Below are 25,409 nucleotides of genomic sequence, written 5' to 3'. Positions count from 1 at the left end.
TTAAGATGGCAACACTATAACTTACCCTTATACACTATGTCTAATACTAAACCGTATTAGACATAGTAGAGGTTACATGTAGAAACTGTAACTGACCTGAGGTTTCTCTCCTAAATCAACATACTTCATTATTTCTCCCACTTTCTTTGCACACTCAAGAGTAATTGGTAAGCGCCCGTCCAATTGCGTGTTGTTCCAGTTCATCTTGGTTAAACCAAGAATTTCCTCCGCAAGCTCTTCAAGCGAAGAATCATTTTCAAACACATCAATTTTTAACGGATTGGGAATATATGCCCCCGGATATGTCTGATAAAAATCTATGGTTCCTCGTGTGTACAGAATACCTTCATTTTCATTGATTGAAAGTAAAGTACCTCTTACCGGTGGATAGTTTGAATCGCTGAACAAACGCATGTCAGTGTTTGTTATCGAAACAAAGTCCTTTGCACTGATGCTCTTTTCCTCAAGTACACGATTAAATCCTTTAATCTCAGTATCTCTAAACTTCGAAGTCTTATGGATGACAATCCTTGCAGGCATGTGCATTAGTGCTTTACCATATTCTGACAATGCTGAGCTCAACAAATCATAGGCTTGTTGCTCAGACATATATGGTCGTTTATCATTTTTGTCTATTACAACGGGCGTGCCACGGAGAATGACACCGTGTCCGAATTCATCGAACACCTGAGCAAGGCTTGTTGAGATCGTTTCACCATCTCTGCTTCGATAAAACCCTATTCCAACATAACAACTTTTGGGTTTAAATCGCTCTTCTTTTAACCGCCAGGGAACTGTTTTGTTACCCTTGTAATAGAGAGCTGTTGCAAAATTCCAAGCTCGTGTCGCATCATCCTGATTGCCTCTGTTAGCTTTACCCGTTAACAATGTGCTCTCAACAACTAACTGCAGTGGTACACCGAGATGCATACACTTTGCTTTTAGGAGCCTTCTGAAATCATGTTCCAGATAGAGTTCAACTTTCCCAGTGTCCTCTGTTGAATGCTTTTCTCTTTTTGTCAGAGAGATAAACATTTCATCAGGAATTACACAGATGATTACATCAATTGAACGATTTTCCGCAAGAAATTGTATCTGCTCATAAAACAAGTTAACGGCATCGACAACTCGATCCTCTCGCGTTTTATTTTTACCAACTTTGACAATTGATGATTTTTGAATAGTGCGTGTGTAGCCCGGAGACGAAAGTAATTGGGTATGAAACCCATAATCCAATGACACCCCTCCAAAGCCTTTAAATAGATTTGAAAGATGGCTTTCTTTGGCTAAAATACCAGTTCGACATAAATCCAGCCAGACATCTAGCTTGTCAACACCTTCCCCTCTTCCCACGATCCCTAATCTAAGTTCTGAGCGCCGCAATTCATCTTTTGTGTCATATACGCCCATACGTTCAATTCCATTCCTTGGACATATATGAGTACCTTTCCCAAATTCAAGAAGTGGCTCTTGGATGATTGTAATTTTCATAGTTTTATACTTCCGCCTCTTCTTCAACATTGTCATCAGATGACAAGGGATTTTCTTCGGGTGCGAGTTGTATAAGCTGTTCAAACTTGATGCTTTCGCCCAATTGAGCATCCATTTGAGCAAGAAAGTACGATACAAACCGCGTAAGATTTCTTACGGCTTGGTTGTTTTCTAATCCTTTTTGTTTCGATACCAACTTATCATGAAACCTGGAACGACGGTGTGTATTGTAGGTGTATAGCCAACTTGGGACGATCATTGCGTGAAACTGGTCTTGTATTTTTACGAATGTTAACTGGAAACTCAGGTGCTTAAAGTGAGCTACTTTGCCGGGTTCCTTTTTGCTCTCTACGCGCTCGAAAACGGTTCGTTGCGCTGCTTTTAATCCTATCCACTTTTCTTTTCTACTAATCTGTTCTTTATCTTCGGGTTGAAAGTAATATTGTTTTTCGAACATATCAAAACCAATGCAATAGTCTTTCACTTGTTCGCGAACCTGACCTTGCAATAGTGACTTAAAGACATTCTCATACTCAACATATTCAGAATCATAAAGCTCGTTAGAATCTAATTCTTCGATGCTTCCTTTATCTACTATTGACATCAAAGCCGTATGATCATCAAAGTTTGAGAATGTAAACAGTTTCCCATCATGAAATGTCCATGCAGAAAATTGGGAGCCTTCTAGTGCTAACGCTAAGCGCACACATAAAAACATGTCTGATGAGCGCCTTCCCTTATATCCCAGCTCAGCTCTGGCTCTTTCAAACACTTCTTTTTTAACGATCGTCAATTGTGCTACGTACACCGTATTAGGGAAAGAAATTGGAGCCAAATTAGTTGTATATGCTCTTGGCAACTCAGTTGTTGATTCTCGGAGTGCGAGGTAGCCGTCTATCTCACCGAGGATAAGCTTAAACTCATGCAAAATACGCTTTTGTGCAGTGACCCTCAAATTAGATGCTTTTGCTAGAATGTCGCCAGGATCTATTACATGAGTGTTGGTATTGAAAGTGAATACATCCCCCGTAATTTTATCGATAGACAATTGTGAGTAACTTTTCTGCTTTTTAACGAGCATTAAAACGTAAAGCTCATCAAAATTTGATTGGTAGTTTTTTTCAATGAACACATTCAATGTCTTTTTGATTTTTTCCAGATCTGTCGTTGCTGTTACTTGAAAAGCCACTCGGTCAAATTCATCACCTAAATCGATACCCGGGAAATTTTTTTGCTTTGCATTTAAGTTATGTAGCTTTGGTAGATGAAATAGCTCTTTCAGTATAGGGATCAAAGCATCTTCCAATGCAAGGTTGATATCGAGTTTTCCCTGCTTCGTTGCAAGCTCAACTTGAGTAACCAGTCTAGATACTACTTGGCGAAGCTCGTTTTCTACGGTTAACACTTCCATCGATAGCTATGTCCTTTTTATACTGAGATTATATACAGCTTATATAGTAACGCTTTTCATTTAATCAATAACAATTTAGATCATTTTTCCCATAGATATTGCTAGCCATAATACTCATTGAAAGTGCTTTAAATTTGCTGAAGTTATGACAGCCGTCATAGGTGGATTTTTCTAAAGTTACGACCCCAAAATAGGCGATAGCGATAGCCAGCTATCACCCTGAAAAATGTAGAGTACGAAGGTCCTTGGTATTAAGCGTCAACACTAAATCGTGAAAGCTTTGGTATGTATCGGTTAGTGTCAGACTGATATTTTAGAAAATCATTGCCATGCACGTTCTTCAAATAAGGTTCTTCAATTTTTCGAACAATCACTTCAATGCAAATCCAACATACAAAAGCACACGCCCAAAGCAGCATATGAGGGAACGTTATACACACCCCTATCCAAAATAGAAGAATACCAAAGTAAATAGGGTTGCGAGACTTTGCGTAAATCCCGTGAGTAATGAGTGCAGTCGTTTCTTGCTGGTCAACCCCAATACGCCATGAATCTCCCATTTGAATTTGAGACAACAGCGTTACTGCAATTCCGCAGGCGCCAATCAAGGAGCCGAGAAGTTGAAATGGAGTTGAAGGAACAAATAAGAGGGGCACCCGTCCTAAGTAACCATAAAGAATGAGACCAAATGCTAAGCAAAACGTAACCACGAATATAGCCCCTGGTAAAATTTCAATTAATGATGCGTTTATAGATGCTGCTCTAATACCAAAATCACCATTTCTCTTATATTGAACAAAGCTTCTACCGAGGACTGCTAGCAATTAAAAACTACTAATTAAAATAAGCGGAATCATATGTATCCTTATCGTATATGACGTTAAGAATATGATTGTAAAGTCTATACTTAATATAGAGTCAAGAGGTGCCTAAAAATCGTTCAGGTAAAACTTGGGCATTTATGAACAAATGCCCAAGAACACTACTGCTCCCCTTTACTATGCACGAGTCGATAGAGTACAGGCAGCACTATCAGTGTTAGCAAGGTTGACGATATTATCCCACCGATGACCACTGTGGCCAAAGGCCGTTGCACCTCTGCGCCAGTACCCACGTTGAGCGCCATGGGCACGAACCCAAGGCTTGCTACCAATGCAGTCATCAGTACCGGACGCAAACGTGTCAACGCGCCGTCAATAATCGAATTGATTAAGTCGCCAGTTTCATCCAATCTTTGCCGGATAAACGACAACATCACCAAGCCATTGAGTACCGCAATACCCGACAGAGCAATAAACCCGATTGCAGCAGAGATTGATAACGGCATATCCCGTATCCAAAGCGCAAAAATGCCCCCTGTTAACGCCAACGGTACGCCAGTGAAAATAATCAGCGCATCTTTAAACGAACCAAACGCAATAACGAGTAATGCCAGGATCAAAAAGAGTGTGGCGGGTACCACAAGACTCAACCGTTGACTGGCACTTTCTAGTTGCTCAAATGTGCCGCCGTAGTCCAACCAATAACCTGAAGGTAAGTCGACATTTTGTGCAATTTGTTGTTTCGCTTCATTCACAAATGAACCCAAATCACGCTCACGCACATTGGCTGTGACGACAATCCGGCGCTTACCATTTTCTCGGCTAATTTGGCTGGGTATGCTGGCAAACTCAAGTTGGGCAACCTCTGAAATTGGGACGTAAGCCCCCTCACCCGTCATAATCGGAATGCTACCCAGTGCATCTAGATTATTGCGAATACCTTCCGGGTAACGCACCACAAGTTCAAAACGCCTGTCTCCTTCAAATATAAGCCCCGCTTCTTTCCCGCCAATGGAAGCACTTAACCACATTTGTAAGTCAGTGACGTCCAAATTGTAGCGAGCCAACGCATTAGGTTTCGGGTTGACGGTAAAAATGGGAATTTCATCCACTTGCTCTATACGCGCATCAGCCGCTCCTAGTACATCTTGCAATACCGCCAAGATGTTAATGGCGGTCGCTCGCAGCGTTGTTAAGTCATCACCATAGATCTTAATGCCCAAGTCAGCGCGTACACCGCTGATGAGCTCATTAAAACGCATTTGTATGGGTTGGGTAAACTCATAATTATTGCCGGGCATATTTTGTAAGTCGCGTTCTAACTGCTCTACAAACTCTGCTTTAGACACTTCAGGGTTAGGCCATTGGTCATGTGGTTTTAGCATGACAAAAGTATCGGTCACATTGGGCGGCATGGCGTCAGTCGCGACTTCCGCCGTACCGGTTTTAGCAAAAACCGTTTGTACCTGTGGATATTGCATAATGGTTTGCTCTAGTCGTTTTTGCATATCCACCGCTTGCTCAATGCCAGTGCCAGGGACGCGCATAGCGTGAAGGGCAATGTCACCTTCATCCAGTTGAGGCACAAATTCAGTACCCAATCGCATCCCTAACCACATGCTTATCACGACCAATCCAGTTGCGACGATCATGACCAACCAGCGCAATTTCAGCGCCCACAATAGAACAGGACGGTAAACAGATTTAGCGCCTATGATAATCGGGCTTTCTTTTTCACTCACCTTACCTGACATGAACATCGCGACCGCTGCGGGCACCAGTGTGATAGAAAACACCATCGCAGTCAGTAAAGCCAAAATAACAGTTGCCGCCATGGGGTGGAACATTTTGCCTTCTACGCCAGTTAAACTAAAAATAGGGATATAGACAATCGTGATGATCATTACCCCAAATAAACTGGGACGTATCACCTCATTGGTCGCCTCAAATACGACTTCCAGTCTTTCTTTTAATGGCAACACCGCACCTGTTCGCCGCTGTGATTCACTTAATCGCCGAATGCAGTTCTCGACAATGATGACAGCGCCATCGACAATCAAACCAAAATCAAGTGCCCCCAAACTCATTAAGTTGGCGCTAACGCCCGTTTGTACCATTCCTGTAATCGTCGCCAACATCGCTAGGGGGATGACCGCAGCCGTGATGATGGCCGCTCGCACATTGCCCAAGAGTAAAAACAAGACCACGATGACAAGCAATGCCCCTTCCACTAGGTTTTTTCTGACGGTATCGATCGCTTTATCCACCAAAGCTGTGCGGTCATAGACCGTTTCAATCAGCACCCCGTTAGGTAAACTAGTTTGGATTTCATCTACTTTATCAGCGACGGCCAAGGCAACGGCTCGCGAGTTTTCACCAATCAGCATCATCGCTGTACCTAGCACGGTTTCTACCCCTTCGCGCGTCGCCGCGCCGGTGCGAAGCTCTTTGCCTATGGCAACCTCAGCAATATCACCAACCGTCACAGGAGACTGGTTTGTGAGTGTCACCACCACTTGGCTAATGTCATCGATAGAGGATAACTGCGCCTGTGATCGCACCAGTATTTGCTGGCCGTTTCGCTCTATATACCCTGCCCCTTGGTTCGCATTATTGCGTTCAAGTGCTCGCAGCAAGTCATCTGTACTAACGCCATAGTTCAACATTAATTGAGGATCCGGATTAATATGATATTGTTTGGTGTATCCACCAATGGCATTGACCTCAGTAATTCCCTTTACCAAGGCCAGTTGCGGCTTGACTACCCAGTCATGCAATTCACGCAACGCCATGGCATCAAACGCTCTTCCGTCTGACGTTTTGGTGCCAGGTTCAGCGCTCAACGTATACATGTAGATTTCGCCGAGTCCCGTAGCAATCGGCCCCATTTCTGGCTCGATACCTTGGGGCAGTTGACTTTTAATAATGCCGAGGCGCTCATTAATAAGGTTTCTGGCAAAATAAAGGTCAGTGCCTTCCTCAAACACAGCGGTCACTTGTGATAGACCGTAACGAGATAGCGAACGTGTATAATCCAGGTTAGGCAAACCCGCCAAAGCAGTTTCAACCAAAAAGGTGATGCGTTGCTCGGTCTCAAGTGGCGAATAGCCTTGTGCTTGCGTGTTGATTTGCACTTGAACATTGGTGACATCAGGGACGGCATCAATGGGGAGTTTTTGATAGCTAAATAAACCAAACCCAATCACGATAAAGCTTAGCATCAAAAAGATCCCGCGCCTTTCAATCGACGTGCGTAAAATGGAAGCTATCATGCTAAACCTCCACGATTGCTCACTTGCTTTATGAGCTGAAATAGACTGTTGATAGAGGCGTTAGTGATCATGACCCGCCTCCGATTTCTCTAAGTCTGCTTTAATCAAATAGCTATTGGTCGCAACTACGGACTCGCCTTCGGTAAGCCCTAGGAGCACTTCAACACGCGTTCCATCCGACATGCCAAGTTTGACGGGGCGAGGTGTGTATTCGTCATAATGCTGAACAAACACCACTTGATTGTCTTCGTATTCTTGAACCGCAGAGACGGGTACAAGGAGACTCGCGGCTTGAGTGGCAGTGGTCACCTTTGCTTTCACCAAGGTACCTAACGGCCAGTAACCGTCACTATTATCAAGTGCAACGTTGGCAAGCGAGTGAGGGCTGCCATCTACCGACGGTGTTAGGTAAGCGATAGTCGTGACTTGACTAAAATCAGCATGGCTAAGTCCAACACGTTGGCCGACTTTGATTTCACCCAGTTGCTGTGAAAATACGGTCAGCTGCGCCCAGACGTTTTTATAGTTAGCCAACGAAAATAGCACCTGTCCGTTAGACAGCTCACCGTTGTTTGCATGCCTGGCAATCACACTGCCATCAAAGGGCGAGGTAATCGAATAGCTTTTTAAACTTTCATTCGACTCGACAATCGCTAGCACATCGCCTTTTTTTACCTTGTCACCTATGTTGACGTTAACGCTTTTTATCACGCCATTAAATCGTGCACGAATATGGCTAAGTGAGGCGGGATCGGCACTAATTCGACCGTAAAGCGTGGTTGAAACAGCAAGTTCTCCTGGAAAGGCTTGTACAGTTGTGATCCCATTTTTCGTTGCTGTTGTGGTGCTCATTGTCACCACTTCATCCGAGTGACCTTCTTCACCATGGTCATCTTCACCCGCAAATAGCGCGGTGCTATGAATTACTAGCATTAAGGTAGTGGCCAAGGGCGTTAGGTGTGTTAATTTGCGGAAAATGTTTAATTTGTTCATCGTCATTACTTCTTATCGAAATGCGCATTACCAGCCGTTCCATCGCTTGATGGATTGGCGGTGCGCTGAGTTATGAGGGAAATACCCGTCAGCGCTTCTATTTCAGCGCTGCTAAGATGGACTTGCGTAGCCGCGTTGATTAACGCTAAGCGAGTGTTTAAAAACTCCTGCCGTGTCGAGACCCATTCCAGATAGCTAAATCGTCCATCCAAATACGCGTTTTCAACTAAGTTCAGCGCGTCTTTAAGCGGTGGAATGACGTTTTGCTGGATCGATTCAACCTCCAATAACGCACGTTGTTGCTCACCCAGCGCTTGGTTGACTGAATGCAATAGATTTCGCACGTCGCTTTGTTTTTGTTGTTCAATCAAATCAAGCCGTGCTTTTTGTGCTTCATATTCACCTAGATTGCGCTGTTTCTGAAACAGCGGCACACTCACCCCGGCGACAAACGCAGTCTCATCGATACCTTGTATCCGGCGGATACCGGCTGACCACTCAATGTCTGGCCTGTTGCCTGCTTGCACTAAGCGAAGTTGGGCTGATTGAACGCGGCTTTGCTGCGCAAACAAGTCAATATGTGGGCTGTTTTGAATAGCCATTGACAGTGCATTAAAGGAAGCTGTTTCTTGGAAGACAAAGAGTTTACCCTCTACTCGCCTAAAGCTTGGATTTGGCTCTCCCCACATGATCGCTAAACTGCGTATGGCAAAGCGAAGGTTTTGCTTGGTCACGTCAACATCAAGTTGGGATTGAGCAAGTGCTGATAGCGCCCTTTTTTGGTCAAGTAGCGGCGATGCACCGGCTTCCACTCTTTTGGACACGGCCTCAAGGGTATATCTCGCCAGTGCTTCAGCTTCCTTGGTCACGGCCAATAACGCTTGGAGCGACAGCACGTGAATGTAGCGGCGGTTAAGTTCACCGAGTAAGTCCAAAGTGCGGATTTTCTTTTCAACATCTTGTTGCTCCCTGCGCGCTGAAAGCACACCCAGCCTGGCGGCAGGTTTGTTGTCGAGCTGTATCACTGATGACAAAGTAAGCGTCATCTCAAGCTCTTTAAGGCCAGATACCTCACCTGTTCCTAAAAAGTTTTCAAGCTCAACACCGGCGATCAAACCGGGTTTTAAGCCTGCTGTTTTTGTTTCACCCGCCAACACTTGTTGTCTGAATTCAAACTCATGCAAATTTGGGTTATCTGCCAATGTGCGTTTGATCGCATCTTCAAGGGTAATGCTTTCACGCATTAGCGGTGTTTTTGGCTCGTATGAGCGCACGTTAGTCCATACCGAAGACTCGGCTTGAGCGATAATGGGCAGACCGAATATAAGCAGGCACGTGATAGCACGGGCACGCCCAATTAAAAAAGACGGTTTCATAGTGAAGTCCTAATTGTCTATTAAAAGCGAACATCGCATGAACGTTTGAATGCGACGTAATCTAAAGAGGTTTTAGGACGTGTATTTGGGTGGTCGTAATAGGCGGTTAATGGCTGCGTCTAAGACGGCATCCAAATAGTTGAAGTTGTGGCCGGACGCGACCTCATTAAGGTTATTGATGCTGTGATGACTTACCCATTGGGCATGTGAGCCGTGGCAGTGTCCGCAGTGGTGGCAATCGGCAGGATTATGGTGCCCCTTTGCGTCATCTTTACTGATATCTATTTCAGGGCTTACCGAAGCGTCGCTGCTATGCTCGGCATGATCATGCTCGTATTGCAGGTGCTCAGTGTCTATTGCATGAAAATCCAATGAATTAGCGACAGCAGAAAACGACTGAAATACAATCAGCATGATCATGATGTAGCTTGTTCGTTTAAGTTTTTTCATCTTCAGTAGTCTATCAATTGCTTTACGCCTCGTCACGGCATTGTTCATCTGCAAACTCAAACTCGACTGTCGTATGCTCAAAATTATATTTCTTGAGTGAGCCCTGTACGTCATTTTTAAGCGTTTGAATATGCTCTGTGGTCACATCTCCAACTAAGACTAAGTGAACGGTCATCACATTGCGCTCGCCATCGAGAGACCAAATATGAAAATGGTGTAAGTCACTGACGTGTTCATTTGATAACAAATCATCTCGGATGTGTTCAAGTTGCGCTTTATCGGGCGTGGCTTGCAAAAACAACAGTAAGGTTTGTTTTAAATTACGGATCACATTGAAAAGAATAAATAAGGTAAAACCGATGGATAAAATGGGATCTAAAATCGCCCAAGGCTTGAACATCAATACAATCGATACGATAAATACGGCCACCCAACCCAGGACATCTTCGAGTAGGTGCCAATTGAGCACGCGCTCATTAAGAGAATTTCCTTCACTGAGTTTGTAGGCAGCATAACCGTTTACTGCTATACCAAAGATTGACAATAACAACATCCCTTCAGCCTGGGGCATTTCAGGATCAGCCAGTCTGGGAATGGCTTCAAATAGTATCCAAACGGAACCAATAGTCAGCACAACGCCGTTAATTAATGCGCCCAGCAGTGAAAACCGTTTATAACCATAGGAAAATGTACGATTAGCATCTTTTTCACTGAGCTTGTTTAAGCCCCATGAGGTGCCAATAGATAAACTATCGCCTAAATCATGAACAGCGTCCGCCATAATAGCGGTACTGTTCGTTAGCCAGCCACCAATAAACTCGATAATGGTGAACACCACATTTAGGAAAAACGCCCAACCAATACGCTTTGACGCATCACTCGAACGTCCATGTGAATGGTCGTGACTATGATTGTGACTGTGCATGATTTAACTTTTTAAACACATGATGTTTTGCTGCTTTACTAAAGTTCATAAAGCCCCTCCCACATATCTAATGTAGTTGCTTGGAGCGTCCTATTCATTTTCTTAATAGTATTATCGATTTAGTTACAAAAAAACCAATGACACCATCAACTATTACTTTCCAGCGCTTGTATTTCAAAGGTCGATACTAGGAATCGACCTTCTCCATAACCAGTATTAACTAGCGTGATTAATCGCCAATTTAGTTAAATGTCTCCCATACACTATTCTGTAGAGAACTGGTAGAACAACCAAAGTAAGCAGTGTCGAGGACAAAATGCCGCCAATCACAACAGTGGCCAACGGTCTTTGTACTTCTGCTCCTATCCCTGTATTGAGCGCCATGGGCACAAATCCAAGGCTTGCAACTAATGCTGTCATTAATACCGGACGCAAGCGAATAAGAGCCCCTTCAACAATGCTATTCACTAATTCTCCGGTTTCTAGCAAACGTTGCTTGATGAATGACAGCATTACCAATCCGTTTAATACGGCAATCCCAGACAACGCGATAAAACCTACAGACGCGGATATGGATAAAGGCATATCCCTTAACCAAAGAGACATTACACCGCCTGTTAATGCCAAAGGGATACCTGTGAAGATAATTAACGCATCGCGTATAGAACCAAACGCAATTACCAGCATTGTCAAAATCACAAACAACGTAACCGGTACCACAATCGTCAATCGCTGACTCGCACTTTCGAGCTGCTCAAAGGTTCCACCATAGTCGAGCCAATAACCAGCAGGTAAATTTACTTCATCATTAATTCTCGCCTGAGCTTCCTCAACAAAAGTGCCAATATCTCTGTCACGCACATTTGCTGTGACAACAATACTACGTTTGCCATTTTCCCGGCTTATTTGGCTAGGTACTTCTTTAAATGCCAGTGTGGCTAATTCGCTTATTGGTACATGCTCACCAGAGGGCGTGACTATGGGAATGGTCTCAAGCTGAGTGAGTTCATTTCGAATGTCGTCGGCATATCGCACGACAATTTCAAAGCGTCTGTCGCCCTCAAAAATCATTCCAGCGGTTTTTCCACCTGTCGCAGCATTGAGCCATAACTGCAAGTCCGCTATATCCAAACCAAAGCGTGCCAATTGATCAGGCTTTGGTGTGACGGTGAAGATTGGAATGCCTTCTACCTGCTCAAGCCTCGCGTCATCAGCCCCTTCAATCGTTGAAATAACGGACAAAATGTCAGAAGCAGATGCAAAGAGGGTATCTAAGTCATCCCCAAATAGCTTTATCCCCAAATCTGCCCTTACGCCACTAATCAATTCATTAAAACGCATTTGTATAGGTTGGGTAAATTCATAATTATTGCCGGGCAAAGTAAACAAGTCCTCTTCAAACGTTTCCACTAACTCAGCTTTTGTCATTGATGGATCGGGCCATTGCTCCCGAGGTTTTAAAATAACAAACGTATCAGTAATGTTTGGCGGCATAGGATCGGTGGCGACCTCACCCGTACCCGTGCGACCGAATACCGTCTGTACTTGCTTATACTGCATAAGTTTCGCTTCAAGAGTTTTTTGCATTTCAACTGCTTGTTCTACCCCGGTCCCAGGGATCCTAATGGCTTGTACTAAGATATCACCTTCATTGAGCTGAGGAATAAACTCCGAGCCTAATTTACTGCCCATCCATAAACTGCCGACAACCAAAGCACTCGCTGCTACTACCACTAGCCATCTAAAACGCAGCGCTCCGGTTAAAACAGGACGATAGACTGCCTTTGCACCTTTAATAATCGGGTTTTCTTTTTCGCTAATATTTCCTCTCATGAAAATCGCTATCGCCGCAGGCACTACGGTAAAACAAAATACCATTGCGGCAAGCAAAGCCATTATCACGGTCGCTGCCATGGGGTGGAACATTTTACCCTCGACGCCAGTGAGCGTGAACAAGGGGATATAAACAATGGTAATGATCAATACACCAAACAAACTGGGGCGTATGACTTCATTAGTGGCTTCATAAACAACATTCAGCCTTTCTTTGAGCGGTAGAGTAGCGCCGTTTTGTTTCTGGGATTCGGATAATCGTCTGATACAGTTTTCAACAATGATAACTGCGCCATCGACAATCAAGCCAAAATCCAGTGCGCCTAAACTCATCAAGTTAGCAGACACATCGGTTTTGACCATGCCCGATATCGTGGCAAGCATTGCCAAGGGTATTACAGCGGCGGTAATAAGTGCAGCTCGCACATTCCCAAGCAAAACGAATAGCACAACGATGACAAGTAAAGCGCCCTCGACGAGGTTTTTCTGTACTGTGTCGATGGTTTTGTCAACGAGGCTTGTTCTATCGTAAACCGCTTCAAGGATAACGCCCTCGGGTAAGCTTGTTTTAATGGTTTCGAGCTTACTGTCCACAGCTTTGGCGACCGTACGAGAGTTTTCTCCCACTAACATCATTGTCGTGCCAATCACTGTTTCTTGCCCATTTAACGTGCCGGCTCCAGAGCGCAGCTCTTTACCGAGGTTGATTTGGGCGATGTCTTGAATTTTTACCGGTACGCCATCAATGATCTTAACAACCACTTGGCCGATATCGTCGATGCCCTTCAGTTGGGCTTCCGATCTGATCAGTACTTGTTGCCCATTTTGTTCTACAAAACCAGCGCCTTGATTCGCATTGTTGCGTTCTAGCGCACTGAGAAGGTCACCTGTACTTATCCCAAAGTTTATCATTGCGACTGGATTAGGATTCACATGATATTGCTTTTCAAATCCGCCTATCGCATAAACCTCGGTCACCCCCTCAACAAGCGACAATTGGGGCTTAACTACCCAATCATGGATCTCCCTTAATGCCATAGCATCATAGGGTTGACCGTTGTCCTGTCGCGCCTGAGGCTCAGCACTTAACGAGTACATGTAAATTTCACCCAAGCCTGTGGCGATAGGGCCCATTTCAGGGGTTAACCCTGTTGGCAATTGCGCCGCGATGGCGGTGAGACGCTCGTTGACGAGATTTCGTGCGAAATATAAATCAGTGCCCTCTTTAAACACGACTGTGACTTGCGACAAACCATAGCGTGATATTGAGCGGGTATACGATAAATTAGGCAAACCGGCCAGCGAGGTTTCAACTATAAACGTTATGCGTTGTTCAGTCTCCAAAGGCGAGTAACCTGGGGTTGCGGTATTTATCTGCACTTGCACGTTGGTGATATCAGGCACAGCATCAATCGGCAATTGTTTGTAACTGTACATACCAAAAAAGGCGACAAACAAGGCGAACAACATCATGACACCACGTCGCTCAATGGATAGACGGAGTATTGGTGCTATCATGTTCTCACCTCACCGTTTTTATGGACTTGGCTTTGCTTTTGACAATAAATGCGCAAGTAATTAGTCATCATCGCCCGCCTCCATTTTTAATAAATCAGCTTTTAGTAGATAGCTATTTTCTACAACGACTTGCTGGCCTATTTGAACGCCCTTCACAATCTCTACTAAACGTTTGTCCGTGTTCCCAAGTTTTACTTGGCGGGGGTAAAATCGTTCCCCTTCTTTGACAAAAACAATGGTTTGCCCATCTAACTCTTGTATTGAACTTTTGGGGAGAGCCAGATTGACTTCTTGGAACCCAATCTGAATATAACCCTCTACCATAGCGCCTAAAGGCCAATAACCACTGCCATTATCAACGTTCACAAACGCGATAGAATAAGGTTTGTCATCAGGTGAGGACGTAATGTGGCTTATACTTGATTGTTGCTGCAATTCCTCAAGCCTTAAAGTGACTTCCATATCAGCGGCAATACGAGTACGTTGTTTGGGGAAAATAGCTAATTGAGCAATTGCGCGAGAGTAATTAGCAACAGAAAGCAGTACTTGACCGTTGGTGAGCTCACCATCATTGGCGTGTCTAGCAATGATTTTTCCAGACATCGGTGAGGTGATTGAGTATTGATTTAAACTCTCGTTTGACTCAATGATTGCCAGTGTGTCACCTTTTTCTACTTTATCTCCAATATTCACCATGATACGTTTTACAACACCGTCGAAGCGGGCACGAATATGACTCAGTGATGCAGGATCATGAACTATCCGCCCAAACGTTCTGGTTGTGAGCGATAATGATCCTGACGCGGCTGAAGCAGTCACGATATCGTTTTCAAGCATCCGTTCTTGAGATAACACTACGTACTCGGGTCTTTCTTCGGCTTCCTCATCGTCATCATCAGCCAGGGCGACAGTAGCAAACAGTAAAGTAAGTAGCATGGCTAACACGCCAAGCAAGTCACGTGCGCTAGTGAGTAATGTAAATTGTGATGTATTCATTATTTTTTCTCTAGTAATTCTGATGATTGAGCAGACGTCGAGGGAGAGTCAGAAAACACGGGAATTCCCGTAAGTGCCTCTAGATCTGCGCTTCGAAGGTGGACTAAGCCTGCTGCTTTTATCAGTGCTCGTTGCATATCGATGAGTTGTTGCTGCGTTGTCACCCACTCTATGTAGTTGTAGCGACCACTTTCATAGCCTTCCCGCGCCAAGTTCAGTGCAGATTCCAATGTGGGAACGACATTGTCTTGAAGGGTCGTAACAGTGAGCAAGGCTTGGTCTTTTGCGCTAATGACTTGATTTATTTGGCGAGTGAGTTCACGAATTTTCGCTTGTTTTTGATAGTCGATACTGTCAAGCAATGCGCGCTGTTGTTCGTATTCACCTAGATTCCGCTGCTTGGTATTTAACGGCACCGAAATACTGGCGACAAACGCTGTATCATCAATTCCTTGCAGTCTCCGGATACCGGCTTCCCACGCAATATCAAACTGCTGGCTAGTCTGAACCACTCTTAGTCGGGCCTCTTGAACCCGATAATTATCAGCATAAAGCAAAACGTGTGGATTGCTTTGAAGCTGTGAAAGCATATGTTCAAGTGATAGTGAATTTGGAAACGATAACAGTGTCCCTTCAACTTCCGCAAACGCAGCGTTAGTGTCACCCCACATGATGGCCAGGTCGCGTTTATACTCATTGAGTTTTTGTTCACTTATCAATAACGACAAACGCGCCTGCGACAACGCTGACTCTGCACGTTTTTTCTCAAGTGGTGAAGAAGCTCCCGCTTCAACCCGTGTAGAGACTGTCTGAAGCATTGTGCGAGCCAACATTTCAGCTCGTTGCTCAGTCTTGTGCAACGCTTGTTGGACAATGACATTGATATATCGTCGAGTTGTTTCACCCAAGATGTCCAGCGTACGAATGCGCCGTTGTGTAAGCAGTTGTGCTTTTTTTGAACTCACCACATTCATTCGGCCGCTGACTTTATCGCCAAGCTCGATGACCGACGATAAGGTCAGTGTCAATTCGGCATCTTTGATACCAGACACTTCGCCTGTTCCCAACACATTTTCAACTTCAACCCCAACAGACATTTCAGGTCGTAAGCTGGCCATTTTTGATTCACCATCCAAAGCCGAAGATTTAAATTCGAACACAACTAAATCTGGGTTGTTTGATAATGTGCGTTTGAGCGCATTTTCAAGCGTGATTGAAGACTTTTGTGCATTGGCAGATTGAACAGATATGCTCATAGTTACCAGTACAGCAGATATCAATTTCAGATACGCTGAGCTAGCTTTTTTTATGCCCAATGGGCGTGAAGAACGCATAAAAGAACCTTTTGTTCATAAGATAACGACATACATGGAAAGCGCCCATGCAAACATATAGGAGGGAATGGATTAATGTTGAGGTGGGCGCAAAAGGCCTTCGACTAGGCCGTCAGTGACGTTGCGGGAATAACTGTATTGATTGGTACATAACGGTTTAGCTACGTCATTTATTGGGTGTTGTGCCAGAAACTTAATCTGTCCACATTGACACAGCACACAATGGAAACACTGTGACTCTTCGCTCGACGTATTAACACCAGCATTTACATTTTTTTCGGGAACATCATAAGTGCCTATGGACTTTGATTGTTCAGGGACTGACGATACCTCCGCCGGGTAGTCATCGCATTGAGCGGCGAACGAAAAGCCCGATTGACACATGAGCAAAGTAATAAGTAGCCATGCCAACCTACGCAGTTTTGATGTGCAATTAAAAATTGGCATGTTCTTATCAACTTTGCGCATTAAGCGCTCGCTGTCTTTCATTTCCAGCATCTTCGAGGATCATTTTTGCCCCGCGCAACACAACGCACGAAACTATCACACCGATAACCAGATCAGGCCATCGAGAATCGAGCCAAAACACCAAAACGCCAGCAAAAATAACGCCTAAGTTGGCAATCACATCGTTGGCTGAAAATATCCAGCTTGCCCGCATATGCACTTCTTCATTTCTTTGTTTGCGTATGATCACAAGACAAATGACATTAGCAACCAGTGCAACTGCCCCCATAGCCATCATTAGTCCCGATACAGGTTCGCTACCGTAAATTGACCGTCTTACAATATCAATGATAATCAACAGACCCAGTGCCATCTGAAAAAAGCCGCTAATTCTAGCCGCATTCGCTTTGTGTAATAGCGATTTACCAATTGCATAAAGGGCAACACCATAGACAACTGCGTCGGCGAGCATATCAAGTGAATCGGCTATTAATGCGGTTGAATCAGCAAGCAACCCGATCCCCATTTCTATAACAAACATTGTCGCGTTTATTCCCAAAAGCCAATACAAAACCTGTCGTTGAGACTGGTCTTTTATTTCAACTTCGCACCCACATCCGCTCATTAGAAACACACTCTTTACTGATGAATGACATGAGTATAAAGTCTATACTTGGTATAGAGTCAACGGTTAGGAGAAAAAAATGAAAATTGGTGATGTCGCAAAGACGACAGGTTGTAGTATTCAGACCATTCGTTTTTATGAAAAGAAAGGTCTCTTACCTGAGCTCAAGCGCTCAAGTGGAAATTATCGTGTCTACGACAAGGGGACTATTGAACAACTCCTGTTTATTAAACAGTGTCGTTCATTAGATATGTCTATCACGGAAGTAAAAACGCTCATGGACAGTCGTTCGAGGCCAGATCAGAGCTGTTCAAATATCAATACGTTAATAGCTAAGCATTTATCAGACGTCATTATTCGCATTAAAGAGCTAAACGCATTAAAGTCATCACTCGAAAATATGGCGTCAAAGTGTGATCAAAACAAAACCATTAGGGACTGTGGCATTTTAAATTATTTACACACTTAAAAGTGTAAGAAGCATACAATTTCATAGCGGGCGCTCACCTTAACTTGTATCTATCGGCTAACATTCGTCATGTGTATAGATTTGTGAAGCAAAAAATACTAGCCTGAACTTTTGATAATGAGTCAGCCATGCATATTCATTTGTGGCCCTACAAAGCGATTTACATCGGAGTCAGTCCTGATAATGATGTTCATGCACATCATGCAGTCCAAATTTGCATTGGTTTAGACAGAGACATCTCGGTTCAAGATTACAAGGCACAAAGTATTCACACCGGACAATGTATTGTGATTTTCGAAGATGTCCCTCACAAGCTTTTTGCGCAGGATGATCAAATTGTAGTCATCTATTTAGAGCCTGAGGATAGGCATAACCAACAATTTCTCACTGCCTTGCGTCAAACCAGGAGTGATGGAATTAATACTCTGCCGCTTACTGGTAAAGAATTGGGATACATTTCTAAGCATCTATTTACTGACGTCGATATCGACAAAGTGTGGAAAACAGTAAATAAAGCGGTAGGGCTAGTCTACAGTCCTGCGCTTTCATCGCGCCCAGAGGATAAACGGGTACGAGCGGTCATCGACATTATTGCTTCGCAGCGAGGTTGTGCAATCGATATGGCGTTTTTATCATCGAAGGTTTTCTTGTCCCCAAGTCGTCTCACACATCTTTTTAAGCAAGAAGTGGGTATACCTATTAGTCGTTTTATTGTCTGGTGGCGTGTGCGCGCCGCAATAGAACAACTGAGTAAGTCAGCAACATTGACTGAGGCTGCCCATGCTTCGGGTTTTTCTGACTTACCTCATATGAGTAAAACGTTTAAACAGCTGTTTGGATTTGCACCTTCCTCGTTATTCAAACCGCACACCATTAAAATTCACAGTAATTAGCCGTTTGATACAAGCCGAATCAAGTTTGACTAGGGAATAATATACGCATCAATAAAAACGCGAATGTGTAAATACTATGAGAACGTTGGTCCAATGGATGTTCAGTCCATTATTTTTTTTAAGCTTTATCTTTGCTGCAACCAGTATTTCCCAAAACACAGGATCTCCAGCTTGGCTTATCCCCCTGCTTTTATTCGCCATCGCCTTATCTTTTGTAGCTGAGAAATGGTTACCATATGAAAAAGCATGGAATACACCGCAGGGAGATTTCGGGCGAGATATAGTGCATGCCATTGTCAATGAAGGCTCTTTGGCTCTCACGGTCGCGTTTATCCCAATAATGACCGCGATAGTGCCCCACTTCAGTATTTGGCCTCACCATTGGCCACTACTAGTACAACTTGGCTTTGCCATCATCGTCGCTGACTTTGGGATAACGATGGCACATTATTTTAGTCATAAATACAAAGTGCTTTGGCGCTTACACGCGGTTCATCATAGCGTTGAACGAATGTACGGGTTCAATGGATTGTTAAAGCATCCCCTTCACCAAGCGATTGAACTAAGTGCAGGTACACTCCCATTACTTTTGATAGGTATGCCCTTAGAAATAGGCGCATTGTTAGGGTTTAGTGCTACCATACAGTTGCTGTTGCAACACTCTAACGTTGATATGCGGCTTGGCCCGCTAAAATATGTTTGGGCTGTTGCCCCAGGTCACCGACATCATCACGTAAAAGACGGTACCAGAGGTGACGTTAATTTTGGGTTGTTTACACATTTATGGGATCACCTCCTTGGCACATTCGTCACCAATTCTAATGAACGACCCTCACCACGTAATGGGGAGCTAGGAATTGGTAGTCAACCTAATTACCCACAAAATTATATCTCGCAGCTTTTTCAGCCTTTTAAGTGAAAGATTTAGCTTTTGCTTTTCTAATCAACTGCTCGACAATTGCTGCTCCAGACTATTATTCATGAGGAATATTACAAACATGTAATCAAACAGTAATAGCAGCGTCATGAGTTAATTACTTATGTTCGGTAGCCTAACTTAGCAGTTATCGTTATTTCGAGGAAAAACAAATGCAAATTGAGCAATTCAGTGACATTTTAGAGTGGACAGCTAATTACCATAAGGCTCTCGCTGAACAACTGCATTGCTGTTGTAAGAAGACGGATTTGAACAAACTTGTACTCGATTATCTCGCAATGCATGAAAACCACCTAAGTAAGCTGATCTTAGCCTTCAAAAACTTAGGTAAAACCGGAGAATTGGATACTTATTTTGTTGAGTACATAAACGATAAGCCTGACATACCTTTACTGTGTCCGCCTAACCTAGATGATTGCACTACTTATGAACAGGTCATAGAGCACGTTATGAAACGCCATCAACAAATTATCGAATTATTTTCGTATCTAAGGAAGCAAATGGTCGTTGGGCATCAAATAGAACTACTTGATTCTATTATAGAAACCGAACAACAAGAGATTAAAATAATGGCACATGGTATTAACCGAGCGCACGAATTATAAGCCTTTCATTGGATTCATAAACTATGGAGTGAGGTTGTGAGGAAGCACCAACACAAGTCAAATTACAAAGAAGGAAGTCTCAGTCTTATTGGCGCGGTTGCAATGGGTACAGGTGTCATGATCGGTGCAGGTATCTTTGCTTTGACCGGACAAGTGGCTGAATTGGCCCGCGAGTGGTTCCCATTAGCCTTTATCATAGCGGCAATGATCACATCAGCAAGCGCGTATTCCTACGTGAAGTTATCCAATGCTTATCCTTCTGCAGGAGGGATTGCCATGTTTTTACAAAAAGCTTATGGCAAGGGGACTGCCACTGCGGTTTTCGCATTACTCATGTACTTTTCAATGGTAATTAATGAAAGCTTAGTTGCGCGGACATTTGGTCAATATACCGTACAAATAATTAATACAAAACCCAACGATTGGTTTGTCCCAGCGTTAGGTGTAGCAGTATTGATCTTTGCCTTTTTCATAAACATTATGAGTAACAAGGCTATCCAATCTATTTCATTTGTAATGGGAATCGCCAAAGCTTTAGGATTGGCGGTATTAGCGTCTGGAGGAATATATGCGGCCCAAAGAGGAGTTGTTGACACTTTTGTTCAAACGACCGACGCTTCGATTGTTGACTTTCTGGGGGCCGTCGCGCTAGCCGTATTGGCATTTAAAGGCTTTACTACAATAACAAATAGTGGCGGTGAAATCGAAAATCCACGTAAAAACGTGGGTCGCGCAATAGTCATTTCAATTGCGATTTGTATTTTCATATACCTATTAGTTGCCGCAGCAGTTGGAACAAACCTATCAATCCAGGAGATCGTCGCAGCGCGCGATTATGCATTGGCAGAAGCAGCAAAACCAGCCTTCGGACAATATGGACTTTGGATAACAGTCGGTTTTGCGATAATTGCTACCGTGTCAGGCGTCATCGCAAGTGTATTCGCTGTATCGCGTATGTTAGCGATGCTAACTGACATGGAGCTTGTACCACACAGCCATTTTGGTATGCCAGGAAATATCCAAAAACACACGCTGGTATATACAATAGTCCTTGCTATGACGTTAACGATATTTTTTGATTTAAGCAGAATCGCTTCTTTGGGTGTGATTTTCTATCTGCTGATGGATATTGCGATTCACTGGGGCGTACTAAACTACCTGCGTAAAGAAATTTCTGCCAACCGGTTTATACTGTTAACCGCCATTACATTAGATTTAATTGTACTGATAGCTTTCATCGTCGTTAAGGTGAAAACGGATAGCATCGTAATTTGGACGTCATTAGCGGGCTTGTTTCTGATAATTACCGCAGAGAAGCTTTATCTTAGCCGCAAAAGAAAATGATTTTACTGTTATATAGATAGGTAACTGAGGTCTGCATAACTCTTTTTCCACATTCTGATTTTAGTAGAAGTAATCTCACACTAAATTGTAATCCGTACTTTCCGGCGAATGAAAATCGTTACTTTATTCAGCTCATTGATTGATAATTGTAACAGCAATATCACGTATTAAAGAACTTATGGCACAAATATTGGATTGTCTTAGGTAAACCGTAAATACATACTAAGCAAACGGCATAAGCCATCTGACTCTGTAAATGTTATGCGCGGATAGGTCATTTTTACACTGTGTCGAATTGCAGCTATTAAAGGATTGTAAATTTAGATGACTCACGACGACCACACGACAATAGCTTTAAGTACACTTATCAAGTGCTTGATGCTTATTGCAAGTGTGACTTATGGTTCATCTGTGTTGGGTTGCGAAAGTGAAGGTACTGGCAACATCTCATCCATGAAGGGAACACCGGAAATTGAACAAGCAAAGCTGCATGTTCAAATGCACATTGAAGATAATGTTGATGAGAGCTGTCATGAGGAGTGCTGTACAGAATCTTGCGATTGTTCTCATGGAAATTGTTTTACAATTTGGCTACTGACCGGCAATTATCACTACAAAATTAAGTCATTTGATTATGTTTTCTCATTATTCGAAGGTGATTTACTACGGTCTCCTCCTTCTAGATTGCTTAGACCCCCAATAGCATAAGCCCGTTCTAGTTTTAACTACGAAAACTCGGTACATGCTCGGTCCGTTTTAACGTAAGCATGTGTCTGAATCTATCCATCAAATTAGAGAACAATTTATGTTAAACAAATTAAATAAAGATAGGCGCAGATTCGTTAAGTCTGCCGCTTTGACATTAGGTGGGACAGCGCTTTTACGTCAAATTTCACCAGCCTGGGCTAATCCAGAGGGCTTATCTCATGCTGGGCAAGAGTTAAAACCAAGTTTTGGAAACAACGTTGTCAGCGGGGAAAACATCAATATGATGATTAGCAGGCAGCACAAGCGTATTGCAAGCGCAGCTGGCCTACCAATTACAATTAATGGTTCGTCACCGGGCCCGTTAGTGCGTCTAAAAGAAGGTCAGCATGTCACTATAAATGTAACTAACAACTTGCTTGAAAGTACGTCAATCCACTGGCACGGATTGATACTCCCTTACACGATGGACGGTGTACCTGGCGTATCGTTTCCCGGTATCGCCGCTGGCAGTACCTTTACCTATGAATTCGATATTGAACAAAACGGTACATATTGGTACCACAGTCATTCAGGTCTTCAGGAGCAGCTTGGGCACCTTGGCCCCATGGTTATTGAACCAAAAGATGGCGACATCGGTGCAGATCGGGAGCACACCATTATTCTCAGCGACTGGACCTTTGAAGACCCTCACGATGTTTTCCGTCACCTTAAAGTTGCTGAGGGCTATTATAATTATCAGCAGCGTACAGTCGAAAACACGATTAAAGATATAAAGAGCCAAGGACTGATCAATACGGTCAAAGAACGAGCAATGTGGTCTCGTATGCGCATGAACCCAAGAGACATACTCGATGTAACCGGCGCGACCTATACATACCTGATGAACGGCCGTGACCCGCAAACAAACTGGACTGCATTGTACAAACCCGGAGAAAGCATACGCCTTAGGCTTATTAACGGGTCAGCAATGACCTATTTTGATTTCCAAGTACCAGGGTTGGATCTGACAGTTGTTGCAGTAGATGGTCAGCCTGTTAAGCCAGTAACAGTAGGTGAAATACGGATCGCTGTTGCAGAGACCTATGATGTCATCGTAAAACCCAAAGATACTAAAACCTATACCATTTTTGCACAAAGCATGGACAGAAGTGGCTATGCCAGAGGCACATTGGCAACATCTGTCGGCAAAGAAGCAAGTATCCCGGCACTTCGCCCAATGCCTGAATTAGGTATGGACGCTATGGGGATGTCGGGAATGGCTGACATGGATTCAATGGACGCTACGAACAACAAGGAGACTTATGGTGGCCAAGAAAATCACGGTCCTAATCATTCGATGGCAGCGATGCAAAACAAGGTAGTTCCTGTGGACGGAATCCCTATTACGCACTCACCGGACGGTCACGGACCAGGTGCGTCTATGATTGCCAAAAATCCGATCAGCCGACTAGACGACCCTGGAATAGGGTTTGATGGAGTTTCTCACAAGGTACTTGTTTATTCAGACCTTACAGGTGCCAAGCAGTGGCCAGATAACCGTGAACCAACACAAACCATCGAACTGCATTTGACCGGTAACATGGAAAGATACATGTGGTCTTTTGATGGCAAAAAATTCACTGAAGTGGATAAGCCCGTTCATTTCAAGTACGGGGAACGCGTGCGCCTTATTCTTGTCAATGATTCGATGATGTATCACCCCATCCATCTTCACGGTATGTGGATGGAGCTAGAAAATGGTAACTCCCCTTCCCCCCGTAAACACACGATCAGTCTCAAACCGAGCGAAAAAGTGTCTTTACTGATCAGCGCTGACGCACCCGGAAATTGGGCATTTCATTGTCACCTTCTATATCACATGGACGCTGGTATGTTCCGCGTTGTAAACGTTTCTTAAGGGGTACCTTCATGAATTTACGAATTATATTTGGACTAATAATACTTACCGTAACACTTCGTAGTGTCGCACAAGAAACACCTGAAAGCTGGCCATCGCCTGTCAAAGATACACTTAATGGTATTGTTCTATTTGACAGGCTAGAAGTAGCGCGCAACAACCGTGAGGAGAACATCGCGATTTGGGATATGATCGCATGGTATGGAGGCGACACGTACCGTCTTTATTTTAAAAGTGAAGGTGAAAATAAACAAAACGATGGGGAGCCAACGGATATTGAAAGAGCTGAACTGCTTGCTAGTCGCTTAATTGCACCTTTTTGGGAAATTCAGGTTGGAATTGGTGCCCGTGGCGAATTGACGAGTGACAGTAATATGGAAAATTATGCTGTAGTTAGCCTTTTTGGAATGGCTCCCTATCAATTTGAAGTAGATAGTTCACTTATCATTAACGAAGACGGTGATGTCAGTGTTTCAATGGAAGCCGAGTATGACTATCGCATGTCACAAACCTCATATTTGCAACCGCGAATATCACTGTCTGCTTCACTTTCTGAGTCAGAACGGTTTGATAGACCTTCTGGGTTTAATTCAATTCGTGTTGGCTTACGCTATCGAATGGAGGTCTCACGGGAATTTGCCCCGTATATTGGTGCCTATTGGTCTAGAGCCTTGGGAGCGTCAGCGGATAATCTACGTGGCATAGGCGATCCTGTTCATGAAACGGGTGTGGTTCTCGGTGCCCGTGTGTGGTTCTAATGCCTGAATTATCCCAACAGTTTATGGCGATACTAATTCAGTTATCAATAGCATTATTAGCAATTACCGCAAGTGCAATTAGCCATTACCGCATATTGCAGTACTTGACGAAATTCATAGCCCGCCTTCGTAATGGAGCACGCGGTTTAATTGTACTTTTTTGTGGGATTACAGCGTCTCAATTGCTAAGGCCTGTTGATCTTTGCTGTACATATTTCACTCAGCAATACATCGGCAACCACATCATCGAAAATGCCAGTGAAACCATACTGGCATAATTCCTTGCTAACTTTTCATACCTCGTTG

20 protein-coding genes and 1 pseudogene are annotated in these 25,409 nt (G+C 43.8%); 7 read left to right on the top strand and 14 right to left on the bottom strand.

Annotated elements, in window-relative coordinates:
• Window positions 1–72: 72 nt before the first annotated feature.
• The 13 genes from ACYVIL_RS00565 to ACYVIL_RS00505 form a co-directional block, all read right to left on the bottom strand.
• On the bottom strand, window positions 73–1,491 hold the full coding sequence (locus ACYVIL_RS00565) for an argonaute/piwi family protein (RefSeq protein WP_044449525.1): 1,419 nt from the start codon (window positions 1,489–1,491) through the stop codon (window positions 73–75).
• A gap of 4 nt (window positions 1,492–1,495) precedes the next feature.
• Window positions 1,496–2,902, bottom strand: a complete 1,407-nt coding sequence (locus tag ACYVIL_RS00560; RefSeq protein ID WP_198816210.1) for an SMEK domain-containing protein — start codon at window positions 2,900–2,902, stop codon at window positions 1,496–1,498.
• Between the two features lie 251 nt (window positions 2,903–3,153).
• Entirely contained in the window at window positions 3,154–3,726 is a 573-nt protein-coding gene (locus ACYVIL_RS00555) for a methyltransferase family protein (protein ID WP_460311195.1), read from the bottom strand.
• Window positions 3,727–3,884: 158 nt separating this feature from the next.
• On the bottom strand, window positions 3,885–6,995 hold the full coding sequence (locus ACYVIL_RS00550) for an efflux RND transporter permease subunit (RefSeq protein WP_377895833.1): 3,111 nt from the start codon (window positions 6,993–6,995) through the stop codon (window positions 3,885–3,887).
• A 60-nt stretch (window positions 6,996–7,055) separates the two neighbouring features.
• Window positions 7,056–7,988 (bottom strand): efflux RND transporter periplasmic adaptor subunit, encoded by a 933-nt coding sequence (locus ACYVIL_RS00545; RefSeq protein WP_233095183.1) that lies wholly within the window; start codon window positions 7,986–7,988, stop codon window positions 7,056–7,058.
• Window positions 7,989–7,993: 5 nt separating this feature from the next.
• Window positions 7,994–9,364, bottom strand: a complete 1,371-nt coding sequence (locus tag ACYVIL_RS00540; protein ID WP_198816213.1) for a TolC family protein — start codon at window positions 9,362–9,364, stop codon at window positions 7,994–7,996.
• Between the two features lie 72 nt (window positions 9,365–9,436).
• Entirely contained in the window at window positions 9,437–9,814 is a 378-nt protein-coding gene (locus tag ACYVIL_RS00535) for a hypothetical protein (RefSeq protein WP_198816214.1), read from the bottom strand.
• Between the two features lie 22 nt (window positions 9,815–9,836).
• Entirely contained in the window at window positions 9,837–10,739 is a 903-nt protein-coding gene (locus ACYVIL_RS00530; protein ID WP_198816215.1) for a cation diffusion facilitator family transporter, read from the bottom strand.
• Between the two features lie 216 nt (window positions 10,740–10,955).
• A complete protein-coding gene (locus tag ACYVIL_RS00525; protein ID WP_460311194.1) occupies window positions 10,956–14,090 on the bottom strand; it encodes an efflux RND transporter permease subunit in 3,135 nt (1,044 codons plus the stop codon).
• 60 nt (window positions 14,091–14,150) lie between these two features.
• On the bottom strand, window positions 14,151–15,086 hold the full coding sequence (locus ACYVIL_RS00520) for an efflux RND transporter periplasmic adaptor subunit (protein WP_377895837.1): 936 nt from the start codon (window positions 15,084–15,086) through the stop codon (window positions 14,151–14,153).
• Window positions 15,086–16,420 carry a TolC family protein gene (locus tag ACYVIL_RS00515; RefSeq protein WP_460311193.1) on the bottom strand — a complete coding sequence of 445 codons (1,335 nt, stop codon included), beginning with the start codon at window positions 16,418–16,420 and terminating at the stop codon, window positions 15,086–15,088. The genes ACYVIL_RS00520 and ACYVIL_RS00515 overlap by 1 nt, the downstream gene beginning before the upstream one ends.
• A gap of 72 nt (window positions 16,421–16,492) precedes the next feature.
• Window positions 16,493–16,909 (bottom strand): hypothetical protein, encoded by a 417-nt coding sequence (locus tag ACYVIL_RS00510; RefSeq protein ID WP_460311192.1) that lies wholly within the window; start codon window positions 16,907–16,909, stop codon window positions 16,493–16,495.
• Window positions 16,875–17,492, bottom strand: coding sequence for a cation transporter (locus ACYVIL_RS00505; protein ID WP_012518514.1), 618 nt, complete (start codon window positions 17,490–17,492; stop codon window positions 16,875–16,877). The genes ACYVIL_RS00510 and ACYVIL_RS00505 overlap by 35 nt, the downstream gene beginning before the upstream one ends.
• Window positions 17,493–17,571: 79 nt before the next feature.
• Here ACYVIL_RS00505 and cadR point away from each other — a divergent pair, with 79 nt between their 5' ends.
• The 7 genes from cadR (at window position 17,572) to ACYVIL_RS00470 (ending at window position 25,103) form a co-directional block, all read left to right on the top strand.
• Window positions 17,572–17,961, top strand: a complete 390-nt coding sequence (gene cadR, locus ACYVIL_RS00500) for a Cd(II)/Pb(II)-responsive transcriptional regulator (RefSeq protein WP_044447485.1) — start codon at window positions 17,572–17,574, stop codon at window positions 17,959–17,961.
• Window positions 17,962–18,089: 128 nt separating this feature from the next.
• Window positions 18,090–18,854 (top strand): helix-turn-helix transcriptional regulator, encoded by a 765-nt coding sequence (locus tag ACYVIL_RS00495; RefSeq protein WP_052806655.1) that lies wholly within the window; start codon window positions 18,090–18,092, stop codon window positions 18,852–18,854.
• Window positions 18,855–18,930: 76 nt separating this feature from the next.
• Complete coding sequence (locus ACYVIL_RS00490) at window positions 18,931–19,773, top strand: sterol desaturase family protein (protein WP_105937007.1); 843 nt, start codon at window positions 18,931–18,933, stop codon at window positions 19,771–19,773.
• 170 nt (window positions 19,774–19,943) lie between these two features.
• Window positions 19,944–20,396 carry a hypothetical protein gene (locus ACYVIL_RS00485; RefSeq protein WP_105937008.1) on the top strand — a complete coding sequence of 151 codons (453 nt, stop codon included), beginning with the start codon at window positions 19,944–19,946 and terminating at the stop codon, window positions 20,394–20,396.
• A gap of 36 nt (window positions 20,397–20,432) precedes the next feature.
• On the top strand, window positions 20,433–21,740 hold the full coding sequence (locus ACYVIL_RS00480; RefSeq protein WP_272969337.1) for an APC family permease: 1,308 nt from the start codon (window positions 20,433–20,435) through the stop codon (window positions 21,738–21,740).
• Window positions 21,741–22,545: 805 nt separating this feature from the next.
• Entirely contained in the window at window positions 22,546–24,345 is a 1,800-nt protein-coding gene (locus ACYVIL_RS00475; protein WP_044447476.1) for a copper resistance system multicopper oxidase, read from the top strand.
• Between the two features lie 11 nt (window positions 24,346–24,356).
• Complete coding sequence (locus tag ACYVIL_RS00470; RefSeq protein ID WP_044447474.1) at window positions 24,357–25,103, top strand: copper resistance protein B; 747 nt, start codon at window positions 24,357–24,359, stop codon at window positions 25,101–25,103.
• A gap of 220 nt (window positions 25,104–25,323) precedes the next feature.
• On the opposite strand, the pseudogene ACYVIL_RS00465 reads toward ACYVIL_RS00470, so the two are convergent.
• Window positions 25,324–25,409, bottom strand: a pseudogene (locus ACYVIL_RS00465) (IS5/IS1182 family transposase); the annotation flags it as partial.

The sequence above is a fragment of the Aliiglaciecola aliphaticivorans genome (assembly GCF_054782055.1).
This window is presented reverse-complemented; position numbering and strand designations above follow the sequence as displayed.

Bases quoted from the DNA above. Each gene is read 5' to 3' on its own strand.
- ACYVIL_RS00565 (WP_044449525.1), bottom strand. From the start codon at position 1,491: ATGAAAATTACAATCATCCAAGAGCCACTTCTTGAATTTGGGAAAGGT.
- ACYVIL_RS00560 (WP_198816210.1), bottom strand. From the start codon at position 2,902: ATGGAAGTGTTAACCGTAGAAAACGAGCTTCGCCAAGTAGTATCTAGA.
- ACYVIL_RS00550 (WP_377895833.1), bottom strand. From the start codon at position 6,995: ATGATAGCTTCCATTTTACGCACGTCGATTGAAAGGCGCGGGATCTTT.
- ACYVIL_RS00545 (WP_233095183.1), bottom strand. From the start codon at position 7,988: ATGAACAAATTAAACATTTTCCGCAAATTAACACACCTAACGCCCTTG.
- ACYVIL_RS00540 (WP_198816213.1), bottom strand. From the start codon at position 9,364: ATGAAACCGTCTTTTTTAATTGGGCGTGCCCGTGCTATCACGTGCCTG.
- ACYVIL_RS00535 (WP_198816214.1), bottom strand. From the start codon at position 9,814: ATGAAAAAACTTAAACGAACAAGCTACATCATGATCATGCTGATTGTA.
- ACYVIL_RS00530 (WP_198816215.1), bottom strand. From the start codon at position 10,739: ATGCACAGTCACAATCATAGTCACGACCATTCACATGGACGTTCGAGT.
- ACYVIL_RS00525 (WP_460311194.1), bottom strand. From the start codon at position 14,090: ATGATAGCACCAATACTCCGTCTATCCATTGAGCGACGTGGTGTCATG.
- ACYVIL_RS00520 (WP_377895837.1), bottom strand. From the start codon at position 15,086: ATGAATACATCACAATTTACATTACTCACTAGCGCACGTGACTTGCTT.
- ACYVIL_RS00515 (WP_460311193.1), bottom strand. From the start codon at position 16,420: ATGCGTTCTTCACGCCCATTGGGCATAAAAAAAGCTAGCTCAGCGTAT.
- ACYVIL_RS00510 (WP_460311192.1), bottom strand. From the start codon at position 16,909: ATGAAAGACAGCGAGCGCTTAATGCGCAAAGTTGATAAGAACATGCCA.
- ACYVIL_RS00505 (WP_012518514.1), bottom strand. From the start codon at position 17,492: ATGAGCGGATGTGGGTGCGAAGTTGAAATAAAAGACCAGTCTCAACGA.
- cadR (WP_044447485.1), top strand. From the start codon at position 17,572: ATGAAAATTGGTGATGTCGCAAAGACGACAGGTTGTAGTATTCAGACC.
- ACYVIL_RS00495 (WP_052806655.1), top strand. From the start codon at position 18,090: ATGCATATTCATTTGTGGCCCTACAAAGCGATTTACATCGGAGTCAGT.
- ACYVIL_RS00490 (WP_105937007.1), top strand. From the start codon at position 18,931: ATGAGAACGTTGGTCCAATGGATGTTCAGTCCATTATTTTTTTTAAGC.
- ACYVIL_RS00485 (WP_105937008.1), top strand. From the start codon at position 19,944: ATGCAAATTGAGCAATTCAGTGACATTTTAGAGTGGACAGCTAATTAC.
- ACYVIL_RS00475 (WP_044447476.1), top strand. From the start codon at position 22,546: ATGTTAAACAAATTAAATAAAGATAGGCGCAGATTCGTTAAGTCTGCC.
- ACYVIL_RS00470 (WP_044447474.1), top strand. From the start codon at position 24,357: ATGAATTTACGAATTATATTTGGACTAATAATACTTACCGTAACACTT.